This window comes from Kribbella antiqua (genome assembly GCF_004345665.1).
Classification (GTDB): Bacteria; Actinomycetota; Actinomycetes; order Propionibacteriales; family Kribbellaceae; genus Kribbella; species Kribbella antiqua.
Map to the genome: position 1 here is coordinate 1 of NZ_SLWR01000016.1, position 17046 is coordinate 17046.

General features: G+C 68.4%; 15 protein-coding genes. 10 read left to right on the forward strand and 5 right to left on the reverse strand.

Going from position 1 to position 17046, the window contains the following annotated elements:
• The first annotated feature begins 451 nt into the window (after positions 1–451).
• The 5 genes from EV646_RS34615 to EV646_RS34635 all read left to right on the forward strand — a co-directional run bounded on the left by EV646_RS34615 (position 452) and on the right by EV646_RS34635 (position 6079).
• A complete protein-coding gene (locus EV646_RS34615) occupies positions 452–1339 on the forward strand; it encodes an FAD binding domain-containing protein (protein WP_132156292.1) in 888 nt (295 codons plus the stop codon).
• A 12-nt stretch (positions 1340–1351) separates the two neighbouring features.
• Entirely contained in the window at positions 1352–1825 is a 474-nt protein-coding gene (locus EV646_RS34620; protein WP_132156294.1) for a (2Fe-2S)-binding protein, read from the forward strand.
• A 52-nt stretch (positions 1826–1877) separates the two neighbouring features.
• Complete coding sequence (locus EV646_RS34625) at positions 1878–3233, forward strand: 8-oxoguanine deaminase (protein WP_132156296.1); 1356 nt, start codon at positions 1878–1880, stop codon at positions 3231–3233.
• Between the two features lie 10 nt (positions 3234–3243).
• On the forward strand, positions 3244–5583 hold the full coding sequence (gene pucD, locus EV646_RS34630; RefSeq protein WP_132156298.1) for a xanthine dehydrogenase subunit D: 2340 nt from the start codon (positions 3244–3246) through the stop codon (positions 5581–5583).
• Positions 5584–5851: 268 nt separating this feature from the next.
• Positions 5852–6079: a hypothetical protein gene (locus EV646_RS34635; protein ID WP_241996524.1), complete on the forward strand. Its 228-nt coding sequence runs from the start codon at positions 5852–5854 to the stop codon at positions 6077–6079.
• A 790-nt stretch (positions 6080–6869) separates the two neighbouring features.
• Here the strand turns inward: EV646_RS34635 and EV646_RS34640 are convergent.
• Complete coding sequence (locus EV646_RS34640) at positions 6870–8000, reverse strand: epoxide hydrolase family protein (RefSeq protein ID WP_132156300.1); 1131 nt, start codon at positions 7998–8000, stop codon at positions 6870–6872.
• Positions 8001–8061: 61 nt separating this feature from the next.
• Between EV646_RS34640 and EV646_RS34645 the strand changes: the two genes are divergently transcribed.
• Positions 8062–9057, forward strand: coding sequence for a helix-turn-helix transcriptional regulator (locus EV646_RS34645; RefSeq protein WP_132156302.1), 996 nt, complete (start codon positions 8062–8064; stop codon positions 9055–9057).
• 395 nt (positions 9058–9452) lie between these two features.
• Here the strand turns inward: EV646_RS34645 and EV646_RS34650 are convergent, their stop codons facing one another.
• Both EV646_RS34650 and EV646_RS34655 read right to left on the reverse strand, forming a co-directional pair.
• Positions 9453–10103 carry a response regulator transcription factor gene (locus tag EV646_RS34650; RefSeq protein ID WP_199237368.1) on the reverse strand — a complete coding sequence of 217 codons (651 nt, stop codon included), beginning with the start codon at positions 10101–10103 and terminating at the stop codon, positions 9453–9455.
• A complete protein-coding gene (locus tag EV646_RS34655) occupies positions 10100–12172 on the reverse strand; it encodes a sensor histidine kinase (RefSeq protein ID WP_132156304.1) in 2073 nt (690 codons plus the stop codon). Before EV646_RS34655 ends, EV646_RS34650 begins: the two co-directional genes overlap by 4 nt.
• 163 nt (positions 12173–12335) lie before the next feature.
• Here EV646_RS34655 and EV646_RS34660 point away from each other — a divergent pair, with 163 nt between their 5' ends.
• From EV646_RS34660 to EV646_RS34670, 3 genes are all read left to right on the forward strand, one after another.
• On the forward strand, positions 12336–12689 hold the full coding sequence (locus EV646_RS34660; protein ID WP_132156306.1) for a hypothetical protein: 354 nt from the start codon (positions 12336–12338) through the stop codon (positions 12687–12689).
• Positions 12686–13372, forward strand: a complete 687-nt coding sequence (locus EV646_RS34665) for a DUF4386 family protein (RefSeq protein ID WP_132156308.1) — start codon at positions 12686–12688, stop codon at positions 13370–13372. Before EV646_RS34660 ends, EV646_RS34665 begins: the two co-directional genes overlap by 4 nt.
• Before the next feature lie 68 nt (positions 13373–13440).
• Entirely contained in the window at positions 13441–14268 is an 828-nt protein-coding gene (locus tag EV646_RS34670; protein WP_132156310.1) for a methyltransferase domain-containing protein, read from the forward strand.
• Here the strand turns inward: EV646_RS34670 and EV646_RS34675 are convergent.
• Positions 14249–15286 carry an alpha/beta hydrolase family protein gene (locus tag EV646_RS34675; RefSeq protein ID WP_241996525.1) on the reverse strand — a complete coding sequence of 346 codons (1038 nt, stop codon included), beginning with the start codon at positions 15284–15286 and terminating at the stop codon, positions 14249–14251. The genes EV646_RS34670 and EV646_RS34675 overlap by 20 nt on opposite strands.
• Positions 15287–15504: 218 nt before the next feature.
• On the opposite strand from EV646_RS34675, the gene EV646_RS34680 reads away from it, so the two are divergent.
• Positions 15505–16128 (forward strand): hypothetical protein, encoded by a 624-nt coding sequence (locus EV646_RS34680; protein ID WP_132156312.1) that lies wholly within the window; start codon positions 15505–15507, stop codon positions 16126–16128.
• Here EV646_RS34680 and EV646_RS34685 read toward each other — a convergent pair.
• Positions 16080–16991: a DMT family transporter gene (locus EV646_RS34685; RefSeq protein WP_132156314.1), complete on the reverse strand. Its 912-nt coding sequence runs from the start codon at positions 16989–16991 to the stop codon at positions 16080–16082. The two genes, EV646_RS34680 and EV646_RS34685, sit on opposite strands and share 49 nt — an antisense overlap.
• Positions 16992–17046: the final 55 nt, after the last annotated feature.

Here is a 17046-nt window from a genome sequence, read left to right on the forward strand (position 1 = left end):
CAACCAGCAACCTGACCCACGGGGAAGACCACCCCGACGGCCAGACCGCCAGCCAACACGAACCGATCACCCCGAACCCAAATCGCAACAGGCTCATGGCGAAAGAAGCCCTCCACCGTCTGCGGTGGGCCTGGCCACGGCACGGTGAAGCCACCGTGCGCCCCACCCCGAGGGCACAACGCGGCGGTCGCCGAGGCTGGCTTGACCGTCCGACCCGGCCACGAACTGAGGGGCATTGGGTGAACTCACCAAAATGCGGTCAGCCGGCACCGGCCTGAGCCGCTGGCACGGTGCGGCTGGCTGCCGACTGCCGGCGGCGGGCTGCGGGGCGGGGAGCGGGGGCAGTGTCGAGGTGTGATTAGGGTGTCACGGAGGGTGACGCTGGGGATGAGGTATTGGCGTCTGGGCGAGGAAGTCTTTCACTGGAGGTGGTGGGCCGGGGGAGGGCCGGATGGAGTTTTTGACGCCGATGGGCTGGGACGAGGCGCTGGCGATGAAGGCGGATCGTCCGGATGCGCTGCCGCTCGCCGGTGGGACCGACGTGATGGTCGAGCTCAACCTGACCGCGCACAGACCAGCGGCTCTGCTTGACCTGACCCGGATCCCCGAGCTCCGCACCTGGTCGACCACCGCCAACGAACACATCCGCCTCGGCGCCGGCGTGACCTACCGCCAGGTGATCGACGAACTCGCTGATCAACTCCCGGGTTTGGCGATGGCAGCGCGGACCGTTGGCTCTCCGCAGATCCGCAACCGCGGGACCGTCGGCGGCAACCTCGGCGCCGCCTCTCCAGCCGGCGATAGCCATCCGCCTCTACTCGCCGTCGGCGCCCAGATCGAGGTCAGCTCAAAGACCCGCGGCAGCAGGCTGATCCCGATCGACGAGTTCTTCACCGGCGTCAAACGCAACGCCCTCGCACCGGACGAACTGATCGCCGCTGCAGTGATACCGACCGCACGTGGTCCGCAGCAGTTCAGCAAGATCGGCACCCGCAATGCGATGGTGATCGCGGTCTGCTCTTTCGCCCTCGCCCTGGACGCCCACACCGAAGTCGTCGGCACCGGCATCGGCTCCGCCGCCCCGACCCCGATCCGTGCGGACGAGGCCGAGCGCTACCTGACCGAAGTACTACAAGGCCTGCGACTGTGGCGTCGGCGCAGTCCGCTGCCCGAGTCCGTCGTACGGCGCTTTGCCGAGCTCGTCGCGGAGGCGGCGGCACCGATTGACGACGTACGGGGGACTGCGGTTTATCGACGGCACGCGCTGTCCGTGCTGGCTCGTCGTACTCTGACCTGGGCCTGGGACGAGTACTGGGCGACCGGTCAGTCCGCGGCATGAGGGCGGCGCCGGATGCGGATCACGTGCACAGTCAACGGGCAGGCTCGCGAACTCGACGACGTTTGGGAGGGCGAGAGCCTGCTGTACGTCCTGCGCGAGCGGATGGGGCTGCCTGGTTCGAAAAACGCTTGTGAGCAAGGCGAATGCGGCTCGTGCACGGTGTACCTCGATGGCGAGACGGTCTGCTCGTGCCTGGTCGCCGCGGGGCAGGCCGACGGGCGGGAGATCCGCACGGTGGAGGGGCTGTCGGATGGCGAGCGTTTGCATCCGATCCAGCAGGCGTTCGTTGAGACCGGAGCCGTGCAGTGCGGATTCTGTACGCCGGGACTCCTGGTGCAGATCGAGGACCTTCTCCGACGTACGCCGGACCCGACCGACCTGGAGATCCGCGAAGCGCTGGCCGGCAACCTCTGCCGCTGCACCGGCTACGAGCAGATCCTCGAGGCCGTCCGCCTCGCAGCCGGCCGAATCCGGAGCACCGCATGACCACCGTGGACCGGATCGAGGCCAGCACCGTGGGCCGGGTCGGAGGCACCGCATGATCACCGTGTTGTCGGGGTGTGCGGTCGTGACGATGGATGCGGGCCGCACGGAATACCGCTCCGGGCATCTGGTGGTCGACGGCGCGCGCGTCGTTGCGGTCGGGAGCGGGCCGGCGCCGTTCTCCCTCCGTACCGTGCACAACATTGACGCATCTGGATGTGTATTGACTCCAGGGTTGATCAACACTCATCAACATCTGTATCAATGGTTGACCCGCGGCCAAGCCACCGACGCCGGTCTCTTCGACTGGCTCCAGCAGCTGTACCCGACCTGGGCGAAGCTGGACGACGAGCTCGTCCACTCCGCATCACTCGGCGCACTCTCCTGGCTCGCCCGTACCGGCTGTACGACGACAACCGACCACCACTACGTCTTCCCCAAGACCGGCGGCGACCCGCTCGGCGCCACCATCGAGGCGGCCCGCGAGGTCGGCCTCCGCTTCCACCCGACCCGCGGCTCGATGGACCTCGGCCAGCGCGACGGCGGCCTCCCGCCCGACGACATCGTCGAGGACCTAGACACGATTCTGAGCCGCACCGAAGACGCGATCGCCACCCACCACGACCCGACGCCCGGAGCGATGGTGCGGATGGGCGTCGCGCCCTGCTCCCCGTTCTCGGTCAGCCCCGAGCTGCTCATCGAGGCCGCCCGCCTCGCCCGAAAGTACGGCGTACTGCTGCACACGCATCTCGCGGAAACGCTCGACGAGGACGAGTACTGCCGGGAGCACTTCAACTGCTCACCCGTCGAATACCTCGAGCGACTCGGCTGGCTCGGCGACGATGTCTGGCTCGCACACACAATCCATCTCGACGACGAGGACCTGAAGAAGCTCGGCAGCACGCGGACAGGCGTTGCGCATTGCCCGTCGTCCAACGCACGGCTCGGAGCAGGGATCGCGCGAGTGCGAGATCTCAGAGACGCCGGTGCGCGGGTCGGACTCGGCGTGGATGGTTCCGCATCGAACGAGGCTGGCTCGTTGCTCGAGGAGGTCCGGCAGGCGGTGCTATTCGCTCGCTCGACCGGAGGTCCACAGGCGATGTCGGTCCGCGACGCGCTCGAGTTGGCGACGATCGGTGGTGCCGAGGTGCTCGGACGCGCGGACGAACTGGGTTCGGTCGAGCCCGGAAAGCTCGCGGACGTGGCGCTGTGGCGGATCGACGACCTTCCGCATGCCGGAATTGCAGATCCAGTGGCGGCTTTGGTGCTCGGCTCGCCGCCGCCGCTCGAGCTGCTGCTGGTCAACGGCCGGACCGTGGTGGAGCACGACCGGCTCGTCACTGTCGAGCAAGCTGCGGTGACCCGCCAAGTCGTTGCTGCACGCAACAAGCTCAGGAGCAGGCAAGGCTGAGGAGCTGGCGATGACGCTACGGACGGAGTCCTCGACAAGCACGGGCCGGATCGGCGACAGCCCGCAACGCCCCGACGCGACGCTGAAGGTCACCGGCCAGTTCGCCTACTCCTCGGACCTGTGGATGGAGGGGATGCTGTGGGGCTCGACTTTGCGCAGTCCGCACCCGTACGCGCGGATCCGGTCGATCGACATCGCACCGGCGCTGGCGATGGCGGGCGTACAGGCTGTTCTGACGGCTGACGACGTACCGGGAATCAATGCGTACGGGCTCGATCACCCGGATCAGCCGGTACTAGCGGAAGACGTCGTGCGCTATCAGGGCGAACCGGTAGCGCTGGTCGCGGCCGATCACCCCGAGGTCGCCCGGCTGGCGGCGGAACGCATCGTCGTGGACTACGAGCAGCTCACGCCGATCACCGACGCGATGACGGCCGTCGGTCACGTCGACTGGAACACACCCGGCCGAACCGGCGTACCAAGTCTGCATCCCGACGGAAACCTGGTTCGCCACGTGAAGATCCGCACCGGCGATCCCGACCCGAAGGCCGATGTCGTGATCATCGGCGAGTACGACGTCGGCATGCAGGATCAGGCGTTCCTCGGCCCCGAATCCGGGCTCGCCGTACCTGCCGAGGACGGTGGGATCGACCTGTACGTCGCCACGCAATGGCTGCATGTGGACCAGAAGCAGATCTGCGCTGCCCTCGGCCTCGGACCGGACAAGGTGCGGCTCACGCTCGCCGGCGTGGGTGGAGCGTTCGGCGGTCGTGAAGACTTGTCAATGCATGTCCATGCTTGTCTACTCGCGATCCACACTGGCAAGCCGGTGAAGATTGTCTACAACCGGGCGGAGTCGTTCCTCGGGCATGTCCATCGCCACCCGGCGCGGATGCGGTACGAGCACGGCGTACGGCGGGACGGCACCATCGTGTACGTCCACGCCACCATTTATCTCGACGGCGGCGCATACGCCTCGAGCACACCAGCGGTCGTCGCGAACGCTGCCACGATGGGCATCGGCCCGTACGACGTACCGAACGTCCGGATGGACTGCTACGGCGCCTACACCAACAACCCGCCGTGTGGAGCGATGCGCGGCTTCGGCACCGTCCAGGCGGCGTACGCGTATGAAGCCCAGCTGGACCGGATCGCGGCCGAGCTAGGACTTGATCCGGTGGGAGTGCGCTGCCGCAACGCCCTGCACGAAGGGTCGCGCGTGCCGACTGGTCAGCTGGTCGACAGCGCGGCACCGGTCGTCGAACTGCTGCATCGAGTAGAGGCGCTGCCGCTGCCGCCGCCGGTCGATCCCAGTCGACTGGATCTGCGCGAGCAGCCGGGCGGTGTCTCGAACACGACGCATGGAGAAGGCGTACGGCGTGGTGTCGGCTACGCGGTCGCCTTTAAGAATGTGGGGTTCTCGGAGGGGTTCGACGATTACTCGACGGCGCGCGTACGGCTGGAGATCGTCGGGGGCGAGCCGGTGGTGACTGTCTACACGGCTGCTGCGGAGGTCGGGCAGGGGCTGGTCACGGTCGAGCAGCAGATCGTGCGTACTGAACTCGGGGTCGAGAAGGTGGTGTTGGCTCCGGCGGATACGCGGGTCGGCAACGGCGGGTCGACTTCGGCGTCTCGGCAGACCTACGTGACTGGTGGGGCGTTGAAGGCTGCTTGCGAGGCGGTGCGAGCGGAGGTTTTCGATGTCGCTCAGCGCTGCTACGGGCGGATGGTTCGCGGCTTGCGGCTGGTTGACGGGAAGGTTGTGTCGGACACGGAAGGCGGCATCGGGAGCTTGGCCGATCTGCTCGCGGACACCGTGGTGGAACGGACTGTGGAGTGGCGGCATCGACCGACGTACCCGCTTGATCCGGAGACTGGTCAAGCCGACGCGCACGTTCAGTACGCCTTCGCCGCGCACCGGGCGGTCGTTGATGTCGACACCGAACTGGGGCTGGTGAAGGTGGTTGCGCTTGACTGCGTGCAGGATGTCGGTCGCGCGATCAACCCGCAGGCGGTGCGCGGCCAGATCTACGGCGGCAGCGTCCAGGGCCTCGGGCTCGCGGTGATGGAGGAGATCGTCGTCACCGACGGATTGGTCCGCAACGCCTCCTTCACCGACTACCTGATCCCCACGATCCTCGACGTACCGCCGATGCGCGTGGAACTCCTCGAGTACGCCGACCCGCACGCGCCGTACGGCCTCCGCGGCGTCGGCGAACCCCCAACCATCTCCTCCGGCCCCGCCATCCTCTCCGCCCTCCGCCAAGCCACCCGCCAGCCCCTGACCCACATCCCCGTCCACCCCGACCACCTCATCGGCGGACCTGTAGCACTCACCAACCCCGAATAACCCGAGCCACCCACGCTCAGCCACCCGACCGGAGCAATCCACGCGAAGGCATGGTGAGTGGCTCAGGTCCGCCGCTTCAGACATCTGCCGCTGACGTCGATGGAGGAGGTGAGCGGCGGGTGGGCGCCGACGCCGGCCCGACCCCGCCGCGAGGGCGCCGGCCCGCCCCCCACCTCGGGGAGTGTCGGCCGCGGCTGGTTGCGCCGCTTTGCGGAATCCTGCTGCCACCAGGCGCAACCTTCTTTCCGCAAACCTGCTGTGGCGTTCGGTGGACGGGTGCGCGGCGCTCCCGCGCGCGGTGTGGGCCGACGTCGCATTCAACGCGAACGCCGGCCTGCCCGGCGGCGCCGAGGAGATCCGCCTCCTGCACTTCGCCATCGACGGCCTGGTGCTCGACCAGCTCACCCCCGGCACCGGCCGCCCCTACGACGTACACGCCACCACCGCCTGCCTGGTCCGCCGCCTCGTCCGCAGGGACGACACCAGCATCATTTGATGGGCTGACCAGTCAAATGATGGGTTCCCCGCTCGAATACAGGCGGGGAACCCACAAGCTGGTGGGGTAACCCACCAAACGCCTGGCGGCCCACCGCCCGCTGTGCAGCACTCGGGCCGGCACTCGGCGCGGCGTCTCGCGGAGCTGCTCTTCAGGACCCCGGGCGTGGCGGGCCCGGGCGCGGCGGGCCGGACGCCGGGCGCCAGGAGACCGAGCCCCGGCACGGGGGCCGCGGGCCCAACACCGGCCCGGATGTGGGCGTGCCGGCTCGATCCCGTCAGGGCGTGCTGGCTCGGTCCCGCGCGGGGTCGGCCTGTGGCTGGTTGCGCCGCTTTGCGGAATCCTGCTGCCAGCAGGTGCAAACTTCTTTCCGCAAACCTGCTGTGTGGCGTTCGGTGGAGAGGGTGCGCGGTGGGCCCCGCGCGGTGGGCCCCGCGCGGTGGGCCCGGGCGCGGGGCCCCGGGCGCCAGTGAACCCGAGCCCTGGCAGGGGGCCGCGGGCCCAACCCTGGCCCGGATGTGGGCGTGCCGGCTCGATCCCGCCAGGGGTAAGGGCTCGATCCCGCCAGGGGTACGGGCTCGATCCCGCCAGGGAGCGGGCTCGTGCCCCGCGGGTTGGCCGGGGGCTGGTTGCTGCGCTTTGCGGAAAGCTGCTGCCAGCAGGTGCAAACTTCTTTCCGGAAACCTGCGGCCGGCGTCCGGTGGACCGGGTCCGCGGCTCGGGGCAGCACAGCACACGCGCCGCGGCCGGTCCACCGAGAGTGGGCCGGCCGAGGCGTGGTTTCAATTGGTTAGAGCGAGCGGAAGAACTTGCGGAGGTCTTCGGTGAGGTCGGCGGGGCGTTCTAGGGAGGCGTAGTGGCCGCCCTCCTTGAAGGTGGACCAGTGGACGATGTTGGTGTTGTCGCGTTCGGCGAGCGGGCGGATCGTCTTGAAGTCGTCGGCGAAGACGGCGACGCCGGTGGGGGCGTGGTTGAGGGCTGGTTCGGCGCCGGCGTGGGCCTCTTCGTAGTGGTAGCGGCCGGCCGCGGCGGAGGTGTTGGTGAACCAGTACAGGCTGACCTCGGTGAGGATCTGGTCGCGGGTGACCAGGCTGGTGCCGTTGCCGAAGCTGTTGAACAGTTCGTTCCAGGCGAGCTGGCCGACCGGCGAATCGGAGATGCCGACGGCAACGGTCTGCGGACGGGTCGAGTTGATCGCGTTGTAGCCGCCGACCGACTGGAACCACTTCAGGTGTTCCAGCGCCGCGTAGTCCTCCGGCGTGAACTTCTCGAACTCCGCCGGATCACCCGACGGGAACGAGAACAGCTGCAGTACGTGCAACCCGAGGAAGCCGTCCGGGTTCAGCAGGCCGAGCTCGCGGGCGACCATCGCGCCGCCGTCGGACCCGTGAGCGCCGTACGACGAATAGCCGAGCCGGCGCATCAGCTTGTCGAAGGTACGGGCGACGCGGGCCATGGTCCAGCCGCGGTCGACGAGCGGCGTACTGAATCCGAAGCCGGGGATCGACGGGACGACGACGGAGAACGCGTCCTCGGCCGAACCGCCGTACGCGACCGGGTCCGTCAGCGGGCCGATCATGTCGAGGAAGTCGACGAACGAACCCGGGTAGGTGTGGGTCAGCAGCAGCGGGGTGGCGCCTTCGACCGGCGACGGGACGTGGATGAAGTGCACGGTCTGGCCGTCGATCTCGGTCAGGTAGTGCGGGACCTCGTTCATCCGCGCTTCCTCGGCGCGCCAGTCGAAGCCGTTCTGCCAGTGGTCGACCATCTCGCGGAGGTAGTGGTTCGGGGTGCCGTAGTCCCAGTCGTCGCCGGGAGCGGGCTCGGGCAGCCGCGTCCGCGCGAGGCGGGCGAGCAGATCGTCCAGGTCAGCCTGGGCGATGTCGACGGTGAAGGGCCGGATGCTCTCGTTTGTGCTCATGGCTTCACCGTAGAATCCGTATAGGAACATTAGGTTCCTATTAACCGGAGGAGTTTTCAGCATGCTCGAGACCTCGTCGCGGCTGCTGTCGTTGCTTGCGTTGCTGCAGACCAGGCCGGCTTGGACTGGGGCGGAGCTGGCTGAGCGGCTGGAAGTGACGACGCGGACGGTTCGGAACGACATCGACCGGCTGCGCGAGCTCGGCTACCCGGTCGACGCGGCGCGGGGGCCGGCCGGGCATTACAAGCTCGGCGTCGGTGCCAAGTTGCCGCCGTTGTTGCTCGACGACGAGGAAGCAGTTGCCGTCGCTGTTGGTCTGCGGACCGGCGCGGGCGTGGCGGGCATGGCTGAAAGCAGCGCGCGAGCATTGACGAAGCTCGAGCAAGTACTGCCGCACAGGCTCCGGCGGCAGGTCAACGCGATCCACAGCACGATGGAGAAAGGCCCCGACAACACGGGGTCCAACGTCGAGGATCCGGAGATCGACCCTGCGGTGCTGACCACGATCGCCGCGTGCATCCGGGACGAGCACTATCTCCGGTTCGACTACGAGATTCCTACGGGTGTTCCGATCCGGGGGCCGGGCTCTGGGAGTGCGTCCGATCTGCCCGTTCTGGTGGAGCCGTACCGGTTGGTGAGTTGGCAGCGGTACTGGTACCTGGTCGCCCGCGACGAGAAAGATGCCTGGCGCACCTATCGGGTCGACTGGATGTCGTTGCGGATGGCAACTGGTCGGCGGTACAAGGCGCGCCCGATGCCGGGTGACGACTACACCGATTTCGTACTGCGTGACGTCGCCACCACCGGCTGGAAGGTCCACGCCCGGATCACCGTCTTCGCCCCGGCCGAGGAAGTCCTGTCCCGCATCCACGCCGCCGTGGGCATCGTCGAGTCTGTCGACGACAACACCTCGGTCCTCGTCACCGGCGCCGACTCCCTCGAGGTCGTTGCCGTCTACATCGGCATGCTAGGCCTCGACTTCCACGTCGACGGCCCACCCGAGCTCGTCCAACACCTGCGAATCATAGGCAACCGCTACCTCCGCGCCATCAACTGACGCTTTCCGGATGTTTACTGCCACCAGGCGCAAACTTCTTTCCGCAAACCCTGCGCCCAAGCGATGCCGGTTCCGCGAAACCCTGCGCCCCAAGCGATGCCGACCCGCGCCGGCCGTCTCGGGGTCGTTGCCGTGTCGATCGGAATCCTCGGCCTCGCCGGCCCGACGGAGTTGCCCGTACGGCGGACAGGGCTCACCGAGTGCGGCAGTTTGCCGCCGGCAAACGCTTGCTGGCGACCTGGTCGCTTCACTCGCTCGCACACTTCCCACACTCGGCAATCGAAGCCACTGTGCGGTGCACGGTGGCTTCAATCGCAGGAAGGGCGGGGCGCGGTGGCTTCAGTGGCGGGGAGGGCGGGGCGCGGTGGGTTCAGTGGACGGCAGGGGTGGCGGGGTCAAGGGGTGTTGGTGGGGTTGCCGAGGCCGGCGTTGCGGGCTTGGATTATGGCGGTGGAGCGGTCGGCGGTGCCTAGTTTGGTGAAGATGGCGGAGACGTTGTTGGCGACGGTTTTCGAGGCCAGGCTGAGGCGGTCGGCGATGGCGGTGTTGGAGAGGCCGGCGGCCAGGAGGTCGAGGATCTGGCGTTCGCGGGTGGTGAGTTCGGGGAACGGCTCGGCTGCCGGTGGTGGCGCGGAGAAGAAGCCGAGCACGCGGCGAGCTACCCCAGGGCCGAAGATCGCTTCCCCGGCGGCGACCGCGCGGATGGCGCGGGCGATCTCGTCCTGTTCGGCGCCCTTGACCAGATAGCCGCGCGCGCCGGCCCGCATCGCCGCGAACACCGAGTCGTCGTCCTCGAACATCGTCAGCACCAGTACGGCGACCTCCGGCGCGGAGCGGGCCAGCTCACGAGTCGCGGCGAAGCCGTCGAGGTCAGGCATCTGCAAGTCGAGTACGGCGACATCCGGGCGAGAGGTGACGACCTCGCGGACAGCTTCCCGACCGGTGGCTGCGACACCAACGACCTCGATGCCATCCAGCGATGTAAGCAGGGCCGCCAACCCCGCACGCACCACCGGATGATCATCCGCCAACACGACTCGAATCATCTGTGCTCCAAGGGAAAACGAGCTCGGACAACGCCGCCGGACGGTGACGGACCGGCCTCGAATCGACCGCCCAGTTCGGCGGCTCGCTCTTGCATCGCGTGGAGGCCTACGCCGGCAGTCCAGGCGCCGTTCGGCGGGCCGTCGTCCGTCACTTCGACCTCCAGGTGGCTTCCACAGCGCAACGCTAGTACGGCGGACGTCGCGCGCGAGTGCTTGACGACATTGGTGAGCGCTTCGGTCGCGATCCGGTACGCCGCGACCTCCAGCGCCGCCGGTAGCGCCGGCAACCCGTCGGCTGCCACGTCGACCTGGATCGACGCGCCGTCCGCGCGGAATGACAACTGATCCGCACGCTGTCGCAGCGCTCCAACCAGACCGAGCTCGTCCAGCGCGGGTGGCCGCAGATCGTCGACCAGCCGTCGTACGTCGGCGATGGCGGTGCGAGTGTCGGCGCGCAAGGTGGCGAGCAGTTCGCGCGCTTTCAAAGCGTCCGTCGACATCAGATTGGCGGCAGCGTCGGCGGTGAAGGCAACGCCGGTCAGTGTGGGGCCAAGACCGTCGTGGAGGTCGCGGCGCAGGCGGCGGCGCTCCTCCTCACGAGTGGAGACCAGCTTCTCGCGCGAAGTCTGGAGCTCAGCCGACAGCCGCGTCGCATGCACAGCCACAGCCAGCGGTACGGCGACCAACGCGAGCACGTTGCGGTCGGCAGAGGACAGTGCATACTCGCCGGATCGAAGACCAACCAGCAGCGCACCGACGGCGGTCCCGCCGTACGAGAGCTCCACAGGTACGACGACGTCCGGCGCGACACCGTCTGATGCGACCACCGACTCGTCGACGGCCAAGGCGATATACGGGAAGCGCAGAGCGGACCGGACGGCGGCGACGACACCGGGGAGTCCGGCGGACAGTTGCTCGCCGACACGGGAGGCGACCCGGGCGGGGTCGCGACGGTCGCCGTACAAGGCGCGGTCGACGAGTCGCTGAAGCCAGGGGAGCATCGGCGCGATGATCAAGGCAACGAGTACGGTCACCGCGGCGGACCGGCCGCCACGCGACGAGATCAGCGAGCCGAGGACGGCTGCGAGCGCCGCGTAGGCGCCAATGGCAACCAATGACAGCAGCGCCCAGGTGAGTGCGCGGGAAACGACCAGCCGGATGTCGAGCAGCTGGTAGCGCACGATCGCCACCGCGACGGCCACCGGAACCAGCGGAATCGCCAGCAGGACAAGGATCGGCGTACCGGCCACGAACGCCCACGGAGTGATGAAGAGGAACACGATGACGGATGCCAGTAGCAACCACAGGAGTTGCCGGCGGCCCATTTCGTCCGCACGGCGGTATCGGATCAGCAACGAGGTGATTGCCAGCAGCAACGCGATCAGCCCGCGGACCTCGGTCAAGGTCCACAACCATGAGAGGTCGTCGTACCACGAAACGGACCCATAGCCGGGCGGTATCCCCTCGGCGGTTCCGCCGCCGTCGCCGAGGGTCATCTCCAGGGTGAACAAGGGCGACGTGGCAATGATGCCCGCCGCGGCCCAGCGCCAGCGGGGTGACAACAGCCGGCCGTTGGGGAACAGCAAGAGCGAGAGCGGGAGGAACAGACCGATCGACCACGGCCAGGCCGCCATCGCCAACGTGACGACCAGGCGCTGGGCGACCATCGGGGCATCGGCATCCGCCAGCAGCTGGCTCATGGGCATGGTCACCGCGGTGGTGGCGTGGCCGATGCCGTCGGCGATGAACAACCAGCCGATCGGGTTGCCCGGCCGGTGCCAGGCGATCACCGCGCCGCAGAGTCCGAAAGTCAGCCCCATCAGCCCGTTGGTGACGACGAAGGCGTCCAGCATGTCCTGCCAGCCCCACCCGGCTACGGCGGACAGCACCAGCGCGGCGATCACCTCGGCCGCGGCGAACCCACCGAGCGCACCGGCCAGCCCGCGCCGGCCACCTGGCAGCCCACGCTGGCCGCCTGGCAGCCCGTGCCGGCCGCCTGGAGAGCCGGGCCAGCCGCCTGACCGGCCGGCTGTCCTGGCCGCCGCGACGGGCTCGGTGGGTGTCGTCATACAGGAAGTGTGCTCCCCGAAGTGTCCCGGCGTCCCGGGAATCGGTTCCCGGGGGAGTCGGGGAACCGCCTGACTCGCGGGGAGTCTGCGCCCAGGCGCCGTACCGGGGTCGAGCGCGACGGTGGAGCGGTCAGAAAGAAACCTCAAACAGGGGGTCTACGAGATGTCTCGGATGAACAAGGCCGGCTTGGCAGTGCTGGGGCTGTTGTCGGTGGTGGATCTGTTCACGCCGCTGATGACGGACGGGGAGCACCCGCCGATGGAGATCGCGATCGGTGCCACGGTGGTCGGGCTGATCAGCCTGGTCCTCACCGGGTACGCGTGGCGCGGCCTGCGGTGGCCGCTCGCTCCGCTGATCACCTTGCGGATCGTGTCGGCGCTGCTGGCGGTGCCGGCGTTCTTCGTGTCCGACGTACCGGCGCCTGCGGTCGTAGGTGCGGGCGTCGGTGTGGCAGCGACCGTGTTCGGTGTGGTGGCAGTGCTGCTGCCCTCCCGTGAGTTGGCGGGTGTGCGATGAGCCAGACGATGACCCGTACGACGGGAGCCGACGTACGACCGGTGTCGCGGTGGTTCGCCGCGCTGATCCTGCCGATCGGGCCGGCCGCGATCGCGTTGCTGCGGTACTTCCTGCCCTACAACACGACGGACGACCCGGCGACCATCACGAGCAAGGTCGTCGGCAACCTCGATCGGGGTTCGCTGGTGCTCTGGCTCGGGTTCGTCGGGATCCTGACCCTGGTACCCGGCGCGTACTTCGTCGGACGGCTCACCCGCCGGCGGGCGCCGTGGCTGACCGCGATCGCGCTGCTGCTCGTCGTACCGGGGTATCTGGCGCTGCCGTGGATGGCCTGGAGCGACATCTTCACCTGGTCCGCGGGGACGGCCGGCCTGGACCCGGCCGCGATCACCCGGGTTTCCGAGGTGACGCACGGGACGATCGACCTGGCCGGCGCCTTCTTCGTCGCCGGTCACGTCCTCGGCACGATCCTGCTCGGGCTCGCGATGTGGCGGTCCCGGATCGTGCCCCGGTGGGCCGCGGTCGCGACGGCGATCTCGCAGCCGATCCATGCCATCGCCGCGATCGTGCTGGTGAGCCACACGCTCGACCTGATCGGCTGGGGATTGCAGGCAGCCGGATTCGCCGCGGTGGGGTGGGCGATCCTCCGGATGCGCGACGACGAGTGGCAGCCCTTGCCTTAAAGGGCAAAGCGGATCAAACAAGGGCTCGTCCGGAGCTACGCTCGGTCTCAACTCGAGGGGGGACTGAGATGTCGGACGAGCCCGATCTGCTGTACGACGGTCAGCAGGGGAGTTTCAAGCTGGCGGACGCCGACGCGCAGGACGCCGGGAGGCTGGCGTTCATCCTGGACCAGATGGCGGCGCGTCCCGCCGTACAGACGCTGAAGACCTGGGCTCTCGAGCAGCTGGCGCCTGGGCCCGCCGACACCGCAGTGGACGTCGGCTCCGGGACCGGCGAGGATGTCGTCGCCCTCGCGAAGCTGGCCGGTCGTGCTGTTGGGGTCGAGCCGAGTCCCGGCCTGCGAGCTGAGGCGGTACGACGTGCCGGGGCGAGCGGAGCCGAGTTCGTCGACGGGGACGCGGCGGCGCTGCCATTCGAGGACGAGTCAGTCGACGTACTGCGATGCGAGCGCGTGCTGCAGCACGTTGCGGATCCCGCCGCTGTGGTGAAGGAGATGGCGCGCGTACTGCGTCCGGGCGGGCGGATCGCGCTGATCGACACGGACTGGGCGACGGCGATCATCCATCCGGCGGATCCCGGCGTACTGCATCGGATGGTCGACTACTTCCTCGGCCAGTCGGCGAACCCGTACTCCGGTCGCCGGCTACGCGGCATGCTCGCCGGAGCCGGCCTCGAGATCTCCGGCGAGACCGCCGCCACCTGGATCGAGTCGCAGGAAGGCGCACGCCAGGGCTACGTCGCGATGATGCACCTGAACGCCTTGCAAGGCGGCGTCATCACGCCTGCCGAGGCCGAGGCATTCGCCCGCGGACTCCACGACGCCGCCGACCAGGGCGCGTTCCACATGTCACTGACGATGTACGCCGTCAGCGCGGTCAAAGGCCCTGCTGTTTGAGGAACGCGACCGTGCGGGACATGGAGGTTGGCCAGGCTGGACCGAAGGCGTGTTCTTCGCCGGGGTAGGTGTACATCGAGGCGGTCTTGCCGGCCGATTTGAGGGCGGCGAGGGTTGTGCGTGACCAGGCGATCGGGCAGGTGGAGTCGGATGCGCCGTGGTGGATGAGGACCGGTTCGGTGACGCGGTCGAAGAAGTTCACCGGTGACACGTTGTGCCAGAACTGCGGGTTGCGCGACGGTTCGCCGTACGTGCGTAGGACGGTCTGGGCGATCGGGCGTTCGTTGCGGATCCAGCGGTTGAAGTTGTCGACGGTGTTGGAGCTGACCGGCGCGAACACCACCGCAGCCTTGACCAGCCCGGGCTGCGCGACGAGCACGTTGTAGGTGATGCCGCCGCCCATCGACCGGCCGAGCAGTCCGATCCGCTCGGGATCGACGTACGGCGACGTCCGCAGTGCGAGCACCGCGTTGATCACGTCCTCGGTGTAGCCGAGTCGCAGGTTGAGCTCGGCCCGCGGGTCGTCGGTCGACTGCGCGTGATTGCGATAGTCCGTGTGCAGTACGACGTACCCGCGGCGGGCGAGGTAGTCCTGCTCACGCATCAGCCCGCGGCCGTTGGTGTAGATGGCTGGGTCGATGTAGCCGTGGTTCAGGACGAGCGCCGGATGCCGGCCCGGGGTGGTGGGGACGTTCATGATCCCGGAGATGGTCAGCGCGCCGCTGGAGTAGGTGACGTGGTACCGGGTGTAGGCGGAGTTGCGGGCCAGGACCCGGACCAGGCGGAGGTTGCGGCCGTCGTACTTCTTGGCCATCAGCGCCTGGAGTGAGACCGGGTGTGGTTTGGCCTCGGGCGATGGCGTTGGGGTTGGCGTCGGAGCAGCGGGTGGCGGGGTGGGGGTTGCGGTCGTCGCGCTCGGAGCCGACGCAGGGGGTGCCGCATCGTCGGAGGAGGTACAGGCGACAGCGGCCGTCAGCACGAGCGCAGCGACGCCCACCCACGCCATCCGCCGGTCCATAGCGTCAAGTCTGCCGCCCGGCGCCCCGGATCCAGCGAAAGTCCAGACAACGATTCGCGTCTAACGTATTGCATGACTACTGCCGCGTATGGTGAATTGTTCGCGCTTTTGTGCGGAACGTGGCAGCATTTTGGCTCGACGGAATTATGCACGTCAGGACCTCGAAAATGTCGCGAGCCAGACACGCTATTCATCGGCACCTGAGGTCGCGGTGGGCTGTGGCCGGCCTCGTCGGCGCGGTCGCGCTCGTCGCGGCGGGTACGGCGATCGCCCAGCTCGGGTCGGACGACGAGCCGTCGAGCCAGCCTTCACACGTCGCAAGCAGTCCTTCACCATCCGCGACTCCCACGGTCCAAAGCAGCGCGGATGCCTGCGCCGCGGAGATCCGTACGACGGAAGCGGTCGTGACCGCGGCACACACCGCGGCCGGCCACTGGCGGGAACACGTGCAGGCCCGCACGGATTTGCTGTCCGGAAAGAATTCCGAGGAGACGACGAAAGCCATCTGGAAGCGGACTCGCCTGGCCGGTCCCACCGATATCGCGACCTTGAAAGCTGCGATTACTGCCCAGGCGAAAGCCCAGGGTGGATGCGCCAAGCTGCCAGGTGCTTGCAGCCAGCGACGGACCGCACTCGATCGGGCAGCGAGCGCGAACGAGGCGGCCGCCCGTGACTGGGAGAACCACCTGGCGGCGATGGCGGCTCACGCTGCGGGCGCGTTCGACGCGGACCACGCACAGCAGATGTGGGTCGCTGCCTGGACAGCCGCTCCGAAGAACCTCAACGCGGCCGCTCAGGCCGACGCCGCGCTCGCTGCAGCGCCAGCCTGCCGGCCATCATGAGCAACCATCGGCCGAGTGGGCCACTGGACAATCAGTACGGCGGCCAGGACCAGCGACCCGCCTAGCCACTGCACCCCAGTGAGCGTCTCCCCGAACACAGCCGCCGCACCGAGCACTGTCACGACCGGCTCCAGGATGGAGAGGATGGAGGCCGTCGACGGGCCGACCCGGCTCATCCCGGCGAAGAACAGCAGGATCGCGCCGACCGTGCTGACCAGTGCCAACGCTGCTAGCCAAAGCCATCCGATCGGGGCGAAGTCCAGCGCGGTGCCGCCTCGGAGTGCCTCCATGAGCAGGAAGGTGCCGAAGGCGCCGGTGCAGACCAGCGCGGACAGTGCGAGCGGCGGCACGTCCGCGGTCGCGCGGTCGCCGACCAGGATGTAGCCGGTGTACGTGACTGCTGCCCCTAGCGCCAGCAACGCGCCTAGCCAGTCGAACCGCCCGGTTGCAGCGCCGCCGAGCACCAGTCCGATCCCCGCCAGCGCCGTACCCAATGCCCACACCCGTCGCCAGGACGCGCGTTCCCGGCGCAGCGCCACCGCGCCGACCATGACCAGCACCGGGTAGAGGTAGAGGATCAGCGCGACCAGCGATGCATCGATCCGAGTGAGCGCGGAGAAGTAGAGGCTGGCCTGTGCCGCGTAGCCGAACACCCCCATGCCCAGGGCGATCAGGACTGCCCGGAGCGGGACACGCCGCAGCGCTCCGCGGGCCAGCGCGATGGCCAGCAGCAGTACGCCGGCCAGGCCGAAGCGAACCAATAACAGCGCGTCCACGGACACGCCTGCGTCGTACGCCAGTTTGCCGAAGACAGCCATGGCGCCGAACCCGATGGCGGAGAGCAAGCAGTAGAGAGAACCCACGACATCGATGGTCAGGGCGAGTGACTGTTCACGTCTATCACCTGTTCTTGTACAG